This is a genomic window from Rhizobium lusitanum (assembly GCF_014189535.1).
Classification (GTDB): domain Bacteria; phylum Pseudomonadota; class Alphaproteobacteria; order Rhizobiales; family Rhizobiaceae; genus Rhizobium; species Rhizobium lusitanum_C.
In genome coordinates, this window is the sequence record NZ_CP050308.1 from 1,562,805 (window position 1) to 1,579,051 (window position 16,247).

A 16,247-nucleotide genomic window follows, 5' to 3' on the forward strand; every position below is an offset into this window, starting at 1 on the left:
CATTTTCGAGATCGATTCAGCGATCTGCTTCAGAAAACTGCAAACACGCCGGACGCGCTACCGCGCCCGGCGGAACTTGTTGGCCGCGTCGATAGCTGCTTTCTGCTGATAATCCTCGATGCCCTGGTAGAAATCCTCGAGCTCCGGATCCTTCAGGCCAGCACGGCGGGAGATGACATACCATGTCGCCGCCGCCACCGGATCCTGCTTCGTGCCAAGCGCATTGATATAGAGATGCGCCAGCTTGTTCTGGGCAACGACATTGCCGCGATAGGCGGCAACACGCATCCAATTGAAGCCGTTTTCCAGATCCTGCTTGCCGCCGGTACCGTTGATCAGCCAGACGCCCATGTCGAGCTGCGCGGTGTCGAAACCGGCATTGGCGGCGCGCGACAACCAGGCACGCGCCTGCGCCTTCTTCTCCGGTGGCAGGTCGGGCATGTTGAGATAGAGTTGCGAGATCGCATACTGCGCGTCGGCAATGCCCTGTTCGGCGGACTTCTCATAATAGGGAAGAGCCATCTGCAGGCCCTTTATGCCGGGATTTTCCGCCGTCAGCATCTGCCCCAAGTTGAATTCGGCGGATGCCTGGCCGGCATCGGCCGCCTTCTTCATCCATTCGTCCGCCTTCTTCCGGTCGCGCAGCACGTCGCGCCCTTCCATCAGGACGAGCGCATATTTGAACATCGCGGTGGCGTCGCCGCCCTCGGCCGCCTTGTTGTACCAGAAGGCGGCATCCTTGTTGTCGCGCTTGACGCCGAGACCTTGCGACATCAGTTCGGCAAGCAGGGTCTGCGCAGCGGGGTCGCCGAGCTGGGCCCGCGGCAGAGCCCTCTGGAACGCAGTCAGATAATAGCCACGCTGGAATGCACCGTAAGCTTCGTCGACTTTACCCTTGAAGGGTTTGTCTTTTGGCAGATCGGGCAGATTCGCGCCCATGCGCTCAAAGACCCCGACACCTTCTGACGGCTTGACATCATCGGCCTTCGGCTCCGCGCTAGGCTGGATCTTCTCGGTCTTGAAGGTGTTGGTGCCGGCATCGAGAGGACGCGTCACAACGCTCTCTCCACGCGTCGAAGCGGCGTCGTCCAGCGGCACATCGGTATCGTCGGCAGGCCCGCCTTCGGCAGGTTTGGCACTCGCGTCCGGCTGCGCGGCGATGCCAGGCAGCGACGTATCGCTATTGCTCGACTGCGCCACTGCCAGCAACGGCAATACCGTCAGTCCGACGGCAAGCGCGGCAAGGAAGGACCTGTGACTGAATCGAGGCGTAAACGACATGGTTTGCTATCAATCTTCAAACCGTGGCGCTTTTTCGTCAAGAAGTGCATTCACTTCCGCAACGATAGAGGTGGCAGCCGCGGGATCGGCAAAAACAGCCATGCGGAGCGCCACGAATTCGGCGCCCGACAAAGCTACCTCCAGCGTCGATTTCGGATCCGTGCCACCCATGACGATACAGGGGATCGCGATCATCGACGCCCACCATTCGGCGAGCGCCACGTTTTTCGGATGCGCCACCGGCTTGATGTCGCCCTCGAGCTTGCCGAAGAAGATATAGTCGGGCCGCAGTTCGCCGATCTCCAGCGCATGATGCCTGTCCGCGGCATTGCCGCCGCCGACGATCAGCTTCGGCGCGTGTTTTTCCACCGCCTCGGTGAATTCGGCGAGATTACCGGTGATGTGCAGGCCGTCAGCCTTGGCGCGACCGGCAACGCGGCTGTCGCCGGCGATCATCGCGGCGGCACCCGTCTCCTGCACCAACGGCACCAGCTTTTCCGCATGTTTCTGGAAGGTACCATCGTCAAGCGCGTATTGCGGGATGATAACGGAGGCTACATCCCCACCCCTCAACGCGTCGGCCAGTACCTTCGCCTGCTCGTCGATATCGGCAATATCGGGAACGATCAGAACGAGGCGGCAGCGATCTTTTGGCACAGACATCAAGAGTTTCCATATTTACGGTTTCATTCGTCAGGGATGGCGTACCCGTTCGATGTTTGTGAGTAAATCCGTTAGCACGGTCTGACAAGGGGCAGGCTACCGAAACAGGCCCGCGCCATGAACACCATGCCCATTATGAATGGCCCTGTGGGACGTTCCGGGCGCGATGCCAGGAAACAAACGACGTAACCCGTCATTGCATCGCACAATTGACTTGCCGGTCCCCTAGGTTTGACGTAGCTTTTTGCCATGTCGACCATGGACCCCTTCGCTGCCATCGCGGATCCGAACCGGCGCTATCTGCTGGAAGAGTTGCGGCGCGCACCGAAAACGGTCAACGAGCTGGCACGGGGCCTGCCCATCAGCCGCCCCGCCGTGTCGCAACATCTCAAGGCGCTGCTCGACAGCAACCTCGTTTCCGTCACCTCCGATGGCACGAAACGCATCTACGCGGTCAACGGCCCCGGCTTCGACAAACTCAATTTGTGGCTGGATCAATTCTGGGCCTGAGAGCGGCCCTTAAAGCGTTTCAGCGATTTATGCTGTTTTTTGACGCAATTCCGGACGGAAAACAGCTACGCACTTTTCCTGGAATTGCTCCCGTGCCATCCCGCGAATTCCCGATGCTTCGCATAAAAATTACGCCGGCTTCGACTTGTAACATGTCGAAGCCGGCGCATTCGTTTTAGCTGGAATGGTCACCATCTCCGGCCAAGGATTGCCCCGGGGCTCTTCAGCCCGCCTGTCCTTCCTGGCCGTAATCGGTGGTTTTGTCCCTTATATAAGACGTTGCGTCAGTGAACTGACGATTTCAGACGCTGGATTTCGTCCTTGAGGCGCAGCTTCCTGCGCTTGAGATCGGCTATTTCGGTATCCTTGATAGAGGGAGATGTCAGTGCAGAATGCAGCGCCTCCTCGAGAGCGACATGTTTCTTTTCGAGCGAATCAAGATGTGCTTGAACAGTCATATGACCCTTCCTTCCTCTTACAATCTCCAGCTATCCTTCGCCGGGGATTTAGGTGTCAACCTTATCAGTGTGACATAATATTGAACCCTTGTCGAAGGCGAAAACGTGGCCTATGGGCGGCAAATTCATGACGATGGATAACTTCCCGTCCTCGCCATTTGGTGATAGGAGCTTGCGGAATTCATGAGGCGGAACGAACGCGATTCCGCAAGCATTGGGGAAATAAGCATGCCCGATCAGGAACAGGCGGAAATCAGGCTGATCGTGGCGCGGATGCGCCAGGAACACGAGGATTATGACGTCGCGATCAATGCCATGATCCAGACGGGCTGCGAAGCCCTCCGCATCCAGCGCATGAAGAAGAAGAAGCTCGTCATCAAGGACAGGTTGACCAAGCTTGAAGACCAGATCATCCCCGACATTATCGCCTGAGGAGCAAGACGCGACGATGATGACAGAAAGACCGCCCGTCGCCATCATCATGGGCAGCCAGTCCGACTGGGAAACCATGAAGAATGCAGCAGACACGCTAGAAGCGCTGGAAATCACCTATGATGCACGCATCATCTCCGCGCACCGCACGCCGGACAGGCTGGTAAACTTCGCCAAGAGCGCGCGCGACGAAGGCTTCAAGGTCATCATCGCCGGCGCGGGCGGCGCTGCCCATCTCCCGGGCATGGCCGCCTCGATGACGCCGCTGCCGGTCTTCGGCGTGCCGGTGCAATCGCGTGCTCTGTCAGGCCAGGACAGTCTTCTCTCCATCGTCCAGATGCCGGCTGGCATTCCCGTCGGCACGCTGGCGATCGGCAAGGCCGGCGCCATCAATGCCGCCCTTCTCGCCGCCGCCGTCCTGGCGCTCAGCGACGAAGGGATCGCCGACCGGCTCGACGAATGGCGTGCCCGGCAGAGCGCCGCGGTCGCCGAATATCCAATGGACGACCTATGACCGCAAAAACGATCGGCATTATCGGCGGCGGCCAGCTCGGCCGCATGCTGGCCATGGCAGCAGCCCGGCTGAACTTTCAAACCGTCGTCCTCGAGCCGCTGGCCGATTGTCCGGCCGCGCAGGTGGCAAGCGATCAGATCATCGCTGCCTATGACGATCCGGCGGCCCTTGCCGAACTGGCGAAGCGTTGCGACGTCGTCACCTATGAATTCGAGAACGTGCCGGTCGCCGCCGCCGAAAGGCTGGCCAAGGATGTCCCAGTCTATCCGCCACCGAAGGCGCTGGAAATGGCGCAGGACCGGCTGACCGAAAAGCGCTTTATCAACGATTGCGGCATTCCAACCGCCCGCTTCCACGCCGTCGACAGCCAGGCCGACCTTGAAGCCGCCCTTGCCGATTTCGGCGGACAGGGCGTGCTGAAAACCCGGCGTCTCGGCTATGACGGCAAGGGCCAGCGGGTCTATCGCTCATCCGCCGACAGCGCCGAAGGCGGCTATGCCGCGCTTGGCAGCGTGCCGCTGATCCTTGAAAGCTTCGTATCCTTCGAGCGGGAGATTTCCATCATCGCCGCCCGTGGCCTCGATGGCGCGATCGCTTGCTATGATCCGGCGGAGAATATCCACCGCGACGGCATCCTCCATACGTCTACCCTGCCCGCGAGCATCTCCGCCGAGACGGCGGCAGCGGCCCGCGAGGCCGCGGAGAAAATCTTGGCCGCGCTCGGCTATGTCGGCGTTATCGGCATCGAGTTCTTCGCCCTTGCCGACGGCAGCCTGATCGCCAATGAAATGGCCCCGCGCGTACACAATTCCGGCCACTGGACGGAAGCTGCCTGCGTCGTCTCGCAATTCGAGCAGCATATCCGCGCCGTCGCCGGCCTGCCACTCGGCAATCCCGTCCGCCATTCCGACTGCGTGATGCAGAATCTGATTGGCGACGATATCCTTTCGGTCCCCGATTGGCTGCGCCGTGACGATGTGCTAGTGCATCTCTACGGCAAGACGGAATCCCGCCCTGGCCGTAAAATGGGCCATATCACACAGCTTCGTCGCTAACAGTACAGGGAAAAAGCCCTGACGTGGTTGACAGGGCCCAGGCGACGGGGTATTTGCTCCCCACCCTAAAGAGCGCGCCCTGAGCGCGCTTTTGATTGTTAAACGATACGGGCGAATGTGACATTCCCCCTCAGAAATCGCGGATCAGAAAAATGAAGATCAAGAATTCGCTCAAGTCGCTCAAGGCGCGTCACCGTGACAACCGTCTGGTTCGCCGCAAGGGCCGCATGTACATCATCAACAAGCTGAACCCGCGCTTCAAGGCTCGTCAGGGCTGATTTTGCGTGTGGAGCCCGGTTTGCGAACCGGGCCGGCCGTGTGACGGCCGGGTCATGATGCCAGCATCATGACCGTTCAGGATGATCACATCAAAATTGTTTTGATCTTCGACATTGGCGGGCTACTATGCCCGCCATGCGCATTTTTGCTTTGTCATATCCGGCCCTGCCGATTCTCCTAGCCCTGACCGTCGTTGCACCGCATGTCGCGATGGCGAATGATTCTGGTATGGTTGAGAAAAAAGGCCCAGGCACTGCCGACGCTAGCCTCTCGCCGAAGCAGCAGATCGACAATCTTTTCATAGCCCTCAAGCGCCAGCGTGATCCCGATCAGGCAAATCTTATTGCCGACCAGATCCGCACGGAGTGGAATGATTCCGGCAGCGCTACCATCAATCTCCTGATGCAATGGGCCGACAAGGCCGTACAGGAAAAGCGCAATCCAGCGGCCATGGATTTCCTCGACCAGGTCATCTCGCTGAAGCCGGATTATGCCGAAGGCTGGAACCGTCGCGCCACGCTGAATTACGCCATCGGCGACTATCGCAAGTCGATGGAGGATATCAATCAGGTGCTCAGGATAGAGCCGCGCCATTTCGGCGCGCTCGTCGGCATGGCCGCGATCCTGGGTGAGACCGGCAAGGATGAAATGGCGCTCAAGGCCTGGGAACGCTTCCTGGAAATCTATCCGGCGAATCGCGCCGCCCAGGAGCAAGTGAATACACTCTCGGAAAAAGTCGCCGGCAGCCGAACTTGAGATTTATCAACAACGGGCAAGCCTACAACGGACGAGAGGTCATCGAAGTCTGATAGGCCGACAGCCCCAATAGCTGCATGATACCGCAATGATCAATGTGCTGCTTTACGCCCTTGTTCTCATCCTCGTCGTGGCCGCAGCTTTCTCGGCCTTCAAGACGCGCGCCATAGAGCAGGCTCATCCCAACATCGGCGAGCTGACCGATATTGGCGACTTCCGCATCAATGCCCTGCATCTGCCGCGTCCAGCCTCCGCCGACCTGCCGCCTCTGATCTTCATCCACGGCGCCAGCGGCAATTTGCGCGACCAGTTCGAAGCCTTTGCCGGCCCGCTTGCCGGGCGCGCCGAAATGCTGTTCGTCGACCGGCCCGGCCACGGCTATTCCGAACGCGGTGGCCCAGAAAACACCCTGCCCTCCGGCCAGGCCGACGCGATCGCCAAGCTTATGGAGAAGCGCGGCATCAAAAGCGCCATCATCGTCGGCCATTCCTTCGGCGGCGCGATCGCCGCCTCCTTTGGCGTCCGCCATCCGGACAAGACCGCCGGCCTGCTCTTCCTCGCGCCGGCGACCCACCCGTGGCCCGGAGGCATCGACTGGTATTATACACTTGCCGCCATGCCGGTCCTCGGCTGGCTCTTCTCGCATCTGCTGGTAATACCGATCGGGCTGCGCCGGGTGGAAAGCGGCACGCTCAGTATCTTCCGCCCCAACGAACGCCCAGTCGACTACGTCGAAAAGACCGCACCGGAACTGGTCTTGCGACCCAAGACCTTCCGCAACAACGCCGTCGATGTCGTCAACCTCTTCGCTTTTGTTTCGACCCAGGCGCACCACTATCGCGAGATCAAGGCACCGACCGTCATCATCACCGGTGACAGCGACGATATCGTTCTGGAGGAGTTGCATTCGCGTGGCCTGGCGCGAGACATTCCCGGCGCCGAACTCATCACCATCCGCAATCTCGGCCACAAACCGGACTATGTGGCGACCGACGTCGCCATTGCCGCGATGGAACGGCTCGCGGGCGCATCACGCGATCTTCAGGCACTTGCTCAGCAGGCGGAAGCGCGCATCGTCAGCCTGAAGCCGCAGCCGTCAACCGAAATCGCCGCGTCGACTCAGGCGGTCACGACCTCGTAATCCCTTGCATCAGCAAAAAACCCGCCCTTGCGGCGTGGCGTCAACCGTTTGCCGCACGGCTTGCAGCATGATCGAAGCTAGCCGTTCCGTCGCCGGATTGGCCTCCGCCTCGGCGCGATGCAGCACGAGATCGAGCTTCGGCAGCGACGGCAAGCCGGCTTCGCCCGCCATCAGCGGCCGCACCTTGTCCGGCAAGCCCAGCGGTGTGCGCACCGTCAGGCCCAGCCCCGCCGCCGTCGCAGCCCAGAGACCGCCAAGGCTCGGGCTGACGAAAGAAATCCGCCAACCGATACCGGCATTATCCAGCACCTTCGTCGCAATCGACCGCAACATGCAAGGCGCCTCAAGCGATGCCAGCAGCAACGGCTCGCCGGTGGCGGCGTGCCAATGGGTGGCACCCTCAGCCGGCCCGACCCAGCACATCGGCACCTCGGCGATCCGCTCGGTATGGGCAGTGCGAAATCCATCGCTCCAGGCGAGCGCCAGATCGAGCTTGCCGGATGTCACCCGCTCGACCAGCTCCGCATTGCGAACCACGCGCGCCTCGATACGCACTTTCGGATGGGCGCGAGCAAAACGGCCAAGCACCTCCGGCAGCAATGTCTCGCCGAAATCCTCCTGCAGGCCGAGCCGCACCCAGCCCTCCAAATCCCCGCCATGGATCGCGGTGGCCGCCTCGTCGTTGAGATCGAGCAATCGCCGGGCATAGGCGAGCATGGTCTCGCCAGCTTCGGTCAACGCCAGCCCGCGCCCGGCCTTGCGGAAGATCGGCGTGCCCGCCTGATCCTCCAGCTTCTTGAGCTGCGCACTGACAGCCGACGTAGAGCGCCCCAACCGGTCGGCCGCCTTGGCGTAGCTGCCAAGCTCCATGCCGGTGACGAAACTGCGCAGGACGTCGAGATCGAAGATGACTTTCCGCACGACTAACCATCCATATTTTTGGGACCAAATGTCCAGTATTTTCTGATTTTCAGCACGATTATCCCGTGGCATGCTGAAATCGTCAAGTAGATAGAGAACAGGAGCACATCATGCCCTTCACCAATATTTCCCTTCTCCGCGGCAAGTCGCCCGAATATCTGAAGGCACTCTCGGATAATTTCCATCGCGCCATGGTCGAGACCTTCGACGTGCCGCCCACCGATCGTTTCCAGGCGATCCACCAGCTCGAACCGAACGAGCTGATCTTCGACCGCACCTATCTCGGCGGCCCCCGCTCGGACGATTATGTCTTCTTCCACATCACCATCGGCAAGCCGCGCTCGACGGAGGTCAAAAAGGCTTTCTACCGCCGTCTCGTCACCCTGCTTGCAGACGCGCCCGGCGTGCGGCCGGAAGACGTCATGATCAACATCGTCACGACGACGCGCGAGGACTGGTCCTTCGCCGACGGTATCGCGCAGATGATCCAGCAGGATTGACCAGGATGAGCCAGAAAACCGCGCGGCAGTCACCCGCGATCCATCGCGCCGGCACCAGCACCCAACGCTCGCCCGAAGGCATCGCCAACGCGCCCTTCTGGGTGGAGATGCTGGTCGAAAGCAGGGAGGACGGTGGCTTGACCGCCATGCGTTGCACGCTCGAACCCGGCACCATGACGCAATGGCACACGCATCCGCACGGCCAGATCCTCTACGTCCTCTCGGGCGTCGGGCTTGCCGAGCGCGATGGCGAAACGGCAGAGGAGCTGCGCGCCGGCGACTGCATTACCTTTGCGCCTGACGAGCGCCATCGCCATGGTGCTACACCGGATAGCACCTTCGCCTATATCAGCATCCAGGCTGTCCTAGATGGCAGCGCCGTGACCTGGCTCGAGGATTGAACCATGATCGCCATGCAATACAGCTTCACCCCGCCCGCCGACTACGACATGACAATCATCGATCGCCGCATCCGGGAGAAAGGTCCATTGCTCGACAATCTGCCCGGCCTGAAATTCAAGGCCTATCTCACTGCCCGGAAAGGCGATGCGATAACTGGCAGCCGGGACAATTTCTACGCACCCTTCTATGTCTGGGACAAGGACGAGGGCCTGAGTGATTTCCTCTGCGGCCCTGGCTTTGCCGGAGTGACCGAGAGCTTCGGCTGGCCGCAGGTGAAGACGTGGGTGGTCTGGCGCGCCGAGGTCTCGCCGGATATCCGCAAGGCCCGCTTCGCCACAAGGGAGATCATCCAGACGGAACCCTATGCGCCGCTTGCGGAGATACGTCGGCAAGAGAGCGAGGAAACTGCTCGCGAGGTCGCCCATGGCGACGCACTCGCTTCGGTCGCCGCCTTCGAACCAACGAGCTGGACACGCGTGCGCTTCCGGCTGCTTGCCGATCTGCCGAAAGATAGGCTTCGGCCCGGTGTCCAGGCCTACAATGTCGGCCATCTCTCCGTGCCAAACGCAGGTTGAAGTGTCACGGGGACAAAGTCGTTGTTTTAAAGAGGTTCGCGGCGTTTTATGGATGGAGAGACATTCCGCAGCAGAAGAGTGATCCCTCCATGGTCGATATTGCAATGATCGAAGCCGCTCGTGCTCGCATAGACGGACGCGCGCGGCGCACACCCCCTCTTTCCTCTCCCTTCCTCGACGAGATCGCCGGACGTCGGCTGTTCGTGAAGGCGGAGTGCCTGCAGCATACGGGATCCTTCAAGTTCCGGGGCGGCTGGTCGGCGGTGTCGGCGCTGGAGCCTTCGGTGCGCGCCAGGGGCGTCATCGCCTTTTCCTCCGGCAACCATGCCCAGGGCGTGGCGCTGGCTGCACAGATGCATGGTATCCCCGCCGTCATTATCATGCCGTCCGATGCACCGAAGCTGAAGATCGCCAACACCCGCGCATTGGGCGCTGAAGTGGTGCTTTATGATCGTGTGGAGGAAGACCGAGACGAGATCGGTGCGCGGCTCTCCACGCAGCGAGGCCTGACGCTGATCAAGCCTTTCGACGAACCGCAGGTTATCGCCGGCCAGGGAACGACCGGGCTGGAAATCGCCGAACAGGCAGCCGAAGAGGGCATCGATACCGCAACGGTGCTGGTCCCCTGCGGCGGCGGCGGCCTGACATCGGGCATCGCGCTGGCACTGGAAGCCCGCGCGCCCGGCTTCAAGGTCCACCCCTGCGAGCCTAGGGATTTCGAGGATACCACCCGTTCGCTTGCCTCCGGCAAGATCGAGCGCAACGCCGCGCTGCAGGGTTCGATCTGCGACGCCATCATCACGCCGCAACCCGGCAACATCACCTTTCCGATCCTGAAGCGTCTCTGCGGCCCTGGCCTGGTTGTGACCGATGAAGAAGCGCTGGACGCCATGGAACTCGCCTTCAAGCGCCTGAAGATCGTGGTCGAGCCCGGCGGCGCCGTAGCGCTGGCGGCCGCTCTCTTTCACGGCAAGGAAATCGACGGCGACACGGTGATCGTGGTCACATCCGGCGGCAATGTCGATACGGATGTCTTTGAGGCGGCGCTGCGCCGTCACTAAAACCCTTAGTTCGCGGCGCGACGATAAAGCGCTAGCGAGCCCGCCAAAGCCAGAAGCGCGCCGCCACAGGCGCGTTCCAGCCATTTCGCACCTTCCGCCTTCAGGAACCGCACGGCCTGCGAGCCGAAAACGGCATAGCCGAACATGATCGCGAAATCCAGCGCGGCGAAGACCAGCCCCAGAATGGCATATTGCGCCATCAACGGCGCGGTTGGATCGATGAATTGCGGCAGGAAGGCCGAGAAAAACAGATATCCCTTGGGATTGGTCACCGCCACCATGAAGCTCTTCAGCCCGATGGAAAACACCGTTCCCTTCGCCTGCTCGGCATTGGCCCTGAGCATGCCGTCGATCGTTCCCTTGGAGCGCAGCATCATGATGCCGAGGAAAGCGAGATAGGCCGCACCCGCCCATTTCAGCGCCGAAAACCAGAATTCCGATGCCGCCAGCAGCGCGCCAAGCCCGATGGCAACAGCGCCGATCAGCACGAAATCCGACAGCACGGCACCCACCATGCCCGCCAGCGCGCGACGCACGCCGAAGCGGGAACCATTGGTCAAAGCCAACAGCACGGTTGGTCCCGGCGTTGCGATACCGATGAAGGAGACTGTGATAAAGGCAAGCAGAGTAGTGGCGTGCATGGCTTCCTCCCCTATGGTTGTCGGAAAGTTGCATGCAGTGGCGCGCTTGGCAAGTGGCTGCGTAGTAGAGACCTCGGGTACGCCGAGCCTCTGATACCCCCCTCTGTCACTTCGTGACATCTCCCCCACAAGGGTGGAGATCGTCGGGAGCATGCCGCTGGTTCTCTCCAGAACAATCAGCTTCAATTTCAACAGATCCGATCTTGGTTTGGGGCGAGAGCCCTCCGCAAATTACCAATCTCCCCACTTGTGGGGGAGATGTCACGAAGTGACAGAGGGGGGCTCCGCACCCTCCTTAACCTCGACGCCGAACCTAATTCGCCCAACCCCGCATCCCTCGCGGCCGGCGATCAGAAAACCGATCCGCCTTCCAGCAAAAAAGCCCGCTGTTTCTGCAACAGCGGGCTTCAAATATTTGCAATGCTACAGCGAGCGATCAGACGCCGGACTGGCCGTCCGAACCGATATAGGCAAGACGCAGCATGTTGGTGGCGCCGGGGGTGCCGAGCGGCACGCCGGCCGAGATGATGATGCGGTCGCCAGGCTTGCCGAAGCCTTCTTCGGCAACGATGCGGCAGGCATTGTTGACCATGTCGTCGAGGTCGGTCGCGTCATGGGTGACGACGCAGTGCATGCCCCAGACCACCGACAGGCGGCGTGCCGTCTGGATGATCGGCGACAGCGCCAGGATCGGAACCTGCGGGCGTTCGCGCGAGGTGCGCAGGCCCGTGGTGCCCGACGACGTGTAACAGACGATGGCGGAGAGCTTCAGCGTCTCGGCGATCTGCCGGGCGGCAAGCGAAATGGCATCGGCGCCGGTTGCTTCCGGCTGGGCGCGCTGTGCGTAGATGATGCCCGAATAATGCGGTTCGCGCTCAATCGTGCTGGCGATCGACGCCATCATCGACACGGCCTCGATCGGATAGTCGCCGGAGGCGGATTCGGCCGACAACATGACGGCATCTGCGCCTTCGAAGACAGCGGTGGCGACGTCGGAGACTTCAGCGCGGGTCGGGACCGGCGAGGAGATCATCGATTCCAGCATCTGCGTGGCGACGACCACCGGCTTGCCAGAACGACGGCAGGCGCGGATCAACTGCTTCTGGATACCGGGAACGGCTTCAAGCGGCATTTCGACGCCGAGGTCGCCGCGGGCGACCATCAGAGCGTCGGAAAGCTCGATGATTTCCTCGATGCGTTCGACGGCCTGCGGCTTCTCGATCTTCGACATCAGGCCGACGCGGCCATGCGAAATCTTGCGAACTTCGGTCAGATCTTCCGGACGCTGGATGAAGGAGAGCGCCACCCAGTCGATTTCATTGGTGGCAAGCACGGCATCGAGGTCGATGCGGTCCTTCTCGGTCAGCGCGCCGACGCCGAGCAGCGTATCAGGCAGGCTGACGCCCTTGCGGTCGGAAATCTTCGTGCCGGAAATGACGGTCGTGACAATGCTCTTGCCGTCGCATTTTTCAGCGCGCAGAGCCAGCTTGCCGTCGTCGATCAGCAGGCGGTGGCCGGGCTTGACCGATTCCAGGATTTCCGGATGTGGCAGGAACACGCGGGTGCTGTCGCCAGGTGTGTCGTTGTTGTCGAGCGTGAAGGTCTGGCCGGGTTTGAGATCGACCTTGGTATCGGCAAACTTGCCAACGCGCAACTTGGGACCCTGCAAGTCGGCGAGAATACCGATCGGACGACCACAGCGGGCCTCAACGGCGCGAATGCGCTGAATCAGCATGCGCATCACATCATGGCTGGCATGGCTCATGTTGATGCGGAACAAGTCTGCACCGGCCTCATGGAGCTTCTGGATCATCTCCTCGGAGGAGGAGGCCGGGCCTAGCGTCGCTAGGATTTTGACTTTTCTGTTGCGTTTCATCAATTCTGGCTCTCTTGGCTGCCCGGGGTATCGGAAAGCTGAACCATCCAGCTCGCCTGACGCCCCGTGTCGTATTCCTTGAATCCCATTTTCTGGAAGCCGCGCGCGTAGCAATCCTTCACACCTGGGATTTTGAATTCATTTTCCGCCACGCACATTTCGACGTCACCCGTCCAGCGACCGCCACGGGCCGCGTCTTCTGCGTAGAGGTAATAATAGCGGGACTGAAGCGGTCCCTCGATCAATGTGGCGCAGGTGGTGGCCGGAACCTGCCACCATCCTTCGGTGGCCCAACCTTCCTTCGCCCGGTAGCCGATCGCCACGCCCACGAGATTCTGCGTGCCGTTGCAGACCCGGAAGTCGGCATGGGCTGCATTTGGCGTGAAGAAAAACGGTGCGGCGGCGGCAAGGATGAAAAAAGCGAATCGGGCGAGCGGCCCTGACCGCGTAACGAAACTTGGCGCGACTTGGCTGAACACGGCTTCCAATGGGCTCCCGATTATTCGTTGTTGCGTCTTCTTGCGCCGCCATCCTACGAATGTCAACGCAACTCTAATCGATTATATTTTCTTCACGGGATGGTGACGACGCCCTCCAGCGTGCCTCTTGCCCGATCAATCAGGCGAGCCTTGCACCTTCCGCCCTCGCATGCAATCAAACAACGAGATGAAAATGCAATAATCGACAATCCACATGAACGACTTCAAATCCTTCGAGACCATATTCGGCAATCGTGACAAAGGCATGGTCATTCTCGGCGATCATGCAATGCGCGACCTTCCTGAGGCTTATGGCCGGCTCGGCTTGCCCGAAACCGCCTTCTCGCGGCATATCGCCTATGACATCGGCATCGAGGGCCTTTGCCGCCAGCTTTCCGCGAAACTCGGCGTTCCCGCCGTGCTGGGCGGCTTTTCCCGCCTGCTGATCGATCCCAATCGCGGCGAGGACGATCCGACCCTGATCATGAAGATTTCCGATGGAGCGATCATCCCAGGCAATCACCCGATCACCGACGAAGAGTGGAATTATCGCATCGAGACCTTCCACCGGCCCTATCACCACGCCGTCGAAGAGACGATCGCCTCGGTCGCGGAGGCGACCGGCAAGGCACCGCTGGTGCTGTCGCTGCATTCCTTCACGCCGGCCTGGAAAGGCGTTCCCCGCCCCTGGCATGCGAGCGTACTCTGGGACAGCGACGAGCGCGCCGTCTTGCCGCTTCTTGCAAAGCTTGGTGCCGATACCAATCTCGTCATAGGCGACAACGAACCCTATGATGGGGCGCTGAAGAACGACACGCTGTATCGCCATTGCATGATAAAAGGCATTCCGCACGCCCTGCTGGAAGTCCGCCAGGATCTGATCGGTGACGAGGCCGGCATTGCCGAATGGGCCGAGCGGCTGGCGCCGATCTTTTCAGCGATGAACGACGATCCCGCGCTGCACGAATACAAGATCTATCCGTCGCGCACCGGCCCATACGAAGAGGCTTGATCCCAAAAAGTGCGAAGCAGTTTTTGGATAAGATCATGCCATGGAAGAAATATAAGGAAGTCACGATGAGCGCGCTCAGCAAGCAACAACAGACCGAACTGGAAGCGGCAGCCTTCCGCCGTCTCGTCGCGCATCTGCGTGAACGCAACGATGTCCAGAATATCGACCTGATGAATCTCGCCGGCTTTTGCCGCAATTGCCTGTCCAACTGGTATCGCGAGGCGGCCGAAGAGAAGGGGCTGCCGGTGACCAGGGACGAATCGCGCGAGATGGTCTACGGCATGCCCTACGAGGACTGGAAGAATCTGCATCAGGCCGAAGCCTCGGCTGTGCAAAAAGCCGGTTTTGAGCAGAACAAGCCGAAAGAATAGACTGGCTTTCGTCGAGATGGCTTGACCTCGCGCTTCATTCGCGGCACGTCATCGACCCGATCGAATTCGAAACCCCACGCACTCCGGAGACGATGTATCCGAGGCTCTTGGCGTCACCCGCGATCAGCTTTGAGCTTCCTTCGAAGCGGATCGAGCGGATGGACGCCTAAGACAAGCGCATGGGATTTCGGCCAGGAATTTCGTAATTCCCGTTTTCAAACAGGGGATTACATGAACCACGCGCAGCGCAGGCTGCTGCCTTGAAAGGAAAAGAAAATGAACGACACGACGAGTGTTGAGAATGTCGCCGCCGCGGAACTGCGGGCGTTCATTGAGCGTATCGAACGGCTGGAAGAAGAAAAGGGCGCCATCCAGTCCGACATCAAGGACGTGATGGGCGAGGCAAAGGGACGCGGCTACGACACCAAGGCGATCCGCACCATCATCCGCCTGCGCAAGAAGGACGCCAACGAGCGCCTCGAAGAAGAATCCATCCTGCAGACCTATATGGCCGCGCTCGGAATGGAATAGGCCGCAGCCCGCCTTCGGGCGTAGCGCTGAAAGTCTAAAAACAACAGAATCCCGACGGCCGGCCATTCATTGTCCGGCCGTCGATCATTTCGGCGGTTCGGTGGATCAGGCTCATACCAAATTGCCGCATTGAGCTCTCCCATCGAATGTCGTAGGTGCTTTGTCTGCAAGAGATGACGGGGACGGCAGTGGGGAAAAAGCTTTCCGGGACAACACAGTGGCTGCTGCGCATTCTATGCGCCTTCGCGCTGTTGTCCGTCGGCTTTGCTCATCAGCCCGCCATTTCCAGCGCCGACGAACTGACGCCCGCAGCACTTGCTCAATACAGGCTACCGGACGGAACCCTGCCGGTTCTCTGCGTCACCGAAAAGACGGCGGACGGCAAGGAACATAGCAACGCGCATGTGCCGAACTGCGAGGCCTGCCGGATCTCTTCGGCGGCCCTGCTTCCATTGCCGCCGACTGATATCTTCGAGCATCTCACTTTCGCAAGCCAGGATGATATCCCGGCCCCGAAAACCGAACTCTTTCAGCGCCAGCTCTATCCGCCGAACACCGGCCCGCGCGCGCCACCCCTCCTCCGCATCACCATTGCCTGAGCCTGCGTTGCGGCCCGCGCCGTGACACTCGTCGTCAACGGCGGCCGGACCACACGAGATCTGATCGTGTCGGCTGCGGGTGGATTGCCTCCATGCTTGATCATCGCTGCGCGAAACGGGCCGCCTCGGCATCCCGGTCGTGCACGCTGATCCTCATAGGGCAGCGACCGAAACGGTCGTGACCTCCCCG

22 protein-coding genes are annotated in these 16,247 nt (G+C 60.6%); 15 read left to right on the top strand and 7 right to left on the bottom strand.

Going from position 1 to position 16,247, the window contains the following annotated elements:
- Nucleotides 1-57 precede the first annotated feature (57 nt).
- Together HB780_RS21320 and HB780_RS21325 are read right to left on the bottom strand one after the other, a co-directional pair.
- On the bottom strand, nucleotides 58-1,281 hold the full coding sequence (locus HB780_RS21320) for a tetratricopeptide repeat protein (protein WP_183696185.1): 1,224 nt from the start codon (nucleotides 1,279-1,281) through the stop codon (nucleotides 58-60).
- Between the two features lie 9 nt (nucleotides 1,282-1,290).
- The gene (locus tag HB780_RS21325; protein WP_183696188.1) at nucleotides 1,291-1,944 is read right to left on the bottom strand and encodes a thiamine phosphate synthase; all 654 of its coding nucleotides are present in this window, start codon (nucleotides 1,942-1,944) and stop codon (nucleotides 1,291-1,293) included.
- A gap of 249 nt (nucleotides 1,945-2,193) precedes the next feature.
- On the opposite strand from HB780_RS21325, the gene HB780_RS21330 reads away from it, so the two are divergent.
- Entirely contained in the window at nucleotides 2,194-2,454 is a 261-nt protein-coding gene (locus HB780_RS21330) for an ArsR/SmtB family transcription factor (protein WP_183696191.1), read from the top strand.
- Between the two features lie 284 nt (nucleotides 2,455-2,738).
- Here HB780_RS21330 and HB780_RS21335 read toward each other — a convergent pair whose 3' ends face one another.
- Nucleotides 2,739-2,912 carry a YdcH family protein gene (locus HB780_RS21335; RefSeq protein WP_183696194.1) on the bottom strand — a complete coding sequence of 58 codons (174 nt, stop codon included), beginning with the start codon at nucleotides 2,910-2,912 and terminating at the stop codon, nucleotides 2,739-2,741.
- A gap of 228 nt (nucleotides 2,913-3,140) precedes the next feature.
- Here HB780_RS21335 and HB780_RS21340 point away from each other — a divergent pair, with 228 nt between their 5' ends.
- The 6 genes from HB780_RS21340 (at nucleotide 3,141) to HB780_RS21365 (ending at nucleotide 7,089) form a co-directional block, all read left to right on the top strand.
- Nucleotides 3,141-3,344, top strand: a complete 204-nt coding sequence (locus HB780_RS21340) for a YdcH family protein (RefSeq protein WP_183696197.1) — start codon at nucleotides 3,141-3,143, stop codon at nucleotides 3,342-3,344.
- Nucleotides 3,345-3,363: 19 nt separating this feature from the next.
- On the top strand, nucleotides 3,364-3,858 hold the full coding sequence (purE, locus tag HB780_RS21345; protein WP_183697333.1) for a 5-(carboxyamino)imidazole ribonucleotide mutase: 495 nt from the start codon (nucleotides 3,364-3,366) through the stop codon (nucleotides 3,856-3,858).
- Complete coding sequence (locus HB780_RS21350; protein WP_183696199.1) at nucleotides 3,855-4,913, top strand: 5-(carboxyamino)imidazole ribonucleotide synthase; 1,059 nt, start codon at nucleotides 3,855-3,857, stop codon at nucleotides 4,911-4,913. Before purE ends, HB780_RS21350 begins: the two co-directional genes overlap by 4 nt.
- A 152-nt stretch (nucleotides 4,914-5,065) precedes the next feature.
- Nucleotides 5,066-5,191 carry a type B 50S ribosomal protein L36 gene (gene ykgO / locus HB780_RS21355; RefSeq protein ID WP_003542835.1) on the top strand — a complete coding sequence of 42 codons (126 nt, stop codon included), beginning with the start codon at nucleotides 5,066-5,068 and terminating at the stop codon, nucleotides 5,189-5,191.
- 127 nt (nucleotides 5,192-5,318) lie between these two features.
- The gene (locus HB780_RS21360) at nucleotides 5,319-5,948 is read left to right on the top strand and encodes a hypothetical protein (RefSeq protein WP_183696202.1); all 630 of its coding nucleotides are present in this window, start codon (nucleotides 5,319-5,321) and stop codon (nucleotides 5,946-5,948) included.
- 88 nt (nucleotides 5,949-6,036) lie between these two features.
- On the top strand, nucleotides 6,037-7,089 hold the full coding sequence (locus tag HB780_RS21365) for an alpha/beta fold hydrolase (RefSeq protein ID WP_183696205.1): 1,053 nt from the start codon (nucleotides 6,037-6,039) through the stop codon (nucleotides 7,087-7,089).
- Nucleotides 7,090-7,098: 9 nt separating this feature from the next.
- On the opposite strand, the gene HB780_RS21370 is transcribed toward HB780_RS21365, so the two are convergent.
- On the bottom strand, nucleotides 7,099-8,010 hold the full coding sequence (locus HB780_RS21370) for a LysR substrate-binding domain-containing protein (RefSeq protein WP_183696208.1): 912 nt from the start codon (nucleotides 8,008-8,010) through the stop codon (nucleotides 7,099-7,101).
- Nucleotides 8,011-8,120: 110 nt separating this feature from the next.
- On the opposite strand from HB780_RS21370, the gene HB780_RS21375 reads away from it, so the two are divergent.
- The 4 genes from HB780_RS21375 (at nucleotide 8,121) to HB780_RS21390 (ending at nucleotide 10,548) form a co-directional block, all read left to right on the top strand.
- Nucleotides 8,121-8,510, top strand: a complete 390-nt coding sequence (locus HB780_RS21375) for a tautomerase family protein (RefSeq protein WP_183696211.1) — start codon at nucleotides 8,121-8,123, stop codon at nucleotides 8,508-8,510.
- A gap of 5 nt (nucleotides 8,511-8,515) precedes the next feature.
- On the top strand, nucleotides 8,516-8,911 hold the full coding sequence (locus HB780_RS21380) for a cupin domain-containing protein (RefSeq protein WP_183696214.1): 396 nt from the start codon (nucleotides 8,516-8,518) through the stop codon (nucleotides 8,909-8,911).
- A gap of 3 nt (nucleotides 8,912-8,914) precedes the next feature.
- On the top strand, nucleotides 8,915-9,487 hold the full coding sequence (locus tag HB780_RS21385; protein WP_183696217.1) for a DUF4865 family protein: 573 nt from the start codon (nucleotides 8,915-8,917) through the stop codon (nucleotides 9,485-9,487).
- Nucleotides 9,488-9,576: 89 nt separating this feature from the next.
- Nucleotides 9,577-10,548 carry a threonine ammonia-lyase gene (locus HB780_RS21390; protein WP_183696220.1) on the top strand — a complete coding sequence of 324 codons (972 nt, stop codon included), beginning with the start codon at nucleotides 9,577-9,579 and terminating at the stop codon, nucleotides 10,546-10,548.
- A 5-nt stretch (nucleotides 10,549-10,553) separates the two neighbouring features.
- On the opposite strand, the gene HB780_RS21395 is transcribed toward HB780_RS21390, so the two are convergent.
- The 3 genes from HB780_RS21395 to HB780_RS21405 form a co-directional block, all read right to left on the bottom strand.
- Nucleotides 10,554-11,189, bottom strand: coding sequence for a LysE family translocator (locus HB780_RS21395; RefSeq protein ID WP_183696223.1), 636 nt, complete (start codon nucleotides 11,187-11,189; stop codon nucleotides 10,554-10,556).
- Nucleotides 11,190-11,625: 436 nt separating this feature from the next.
- Complete coding sequence (gene pyk, locus HB780_RS21400; protein WP_183696226.1) at nucleotides 11,626-13,065, bottom strand: pyruvate kinase; 1,440 nt, start codon at nucleotides 13,063-13,065, stop codon at nucleotides 11,626-11,628.
- Nucleotides 13,065-13,553: a DUF1036 domain-containing protein gene (locus HB780_RS21405; RefSeq protein ID WP_183696229.1), complete on the bottom strand. Its 489-nt coding sequence runs from the start codon at nucleotides 13,551-13,553 to the stop codon at nucleotides 13,065-13,067. Before HB780_RS21405 ends, pyk begins: the two co-directional genes overlap by 1 nt.
- A 205-nt stretch (nucleotides 13,554-13,758) precedes the next feature.
- Here HB780_RS21405 and HB780_RS21410 point away from each other — a divergent pair, with 205 nt between their 5' ends.
- The 4 genes from HB780_RS21410 to HB780_RS21425 all read left to right on the top strand — a co-directional run bounded on the left by HB780_RS21410 (nucleotide 13,759) and on the right by HB780_RS21425 (nucleotide 16,057).
- Nucleotides 13,759-14,556, top strand: coding sequence for an N-formylglutamate amidohydrolase (locus tag HB780_RS21410; RefSeq protein WP_183696232.1), 798 nt, complete (start codon nucleotides 13,759-13,761; stop codon nucleotides 14,554-14,556).
- Nucleotides 14,557-14,621: 65 nt separating this feature from the next.
- Nucleotides 14,622-14,927 carry a DUF1244 domain-containing protein gene (locus HB780_RS21415; protein WP_183697336.1) on the top strand — a complete coding sequence of 102 codons (306 nt, stop codon included), beginning with the start codon at nucleotides 14,622-14,624 and terminating at the stop codon, nucleotides 14,925-14,927.
- 276 nt (nucleotides 14,928-15,203) lie between these two features.
- Nucleotides 15,204-15,458: a DUF2312 domain-containing protein gene (locus HB780_RS21420; protein ID WP_183696235.1), complete on the top strand. Its 255-nt coding sequence runs from the start codon at nucleotides 15,204-15,206 to the stop codon at nucleotides 15,456-15,458.
- 173 nt (nucleotides 15,459-15,631) lie between these two features.
- A complete protein-coding gene (locus HB780_RS21425; protein WP_183696238.1) occupies nucleotides 15,632-16,057 on the top strand; it encodes a hypothetical protein in 426 nt (141 codons plus the stop codon).
- Nucleotides 16,058-16,247 lie beyond the last annotated feature (190 nt).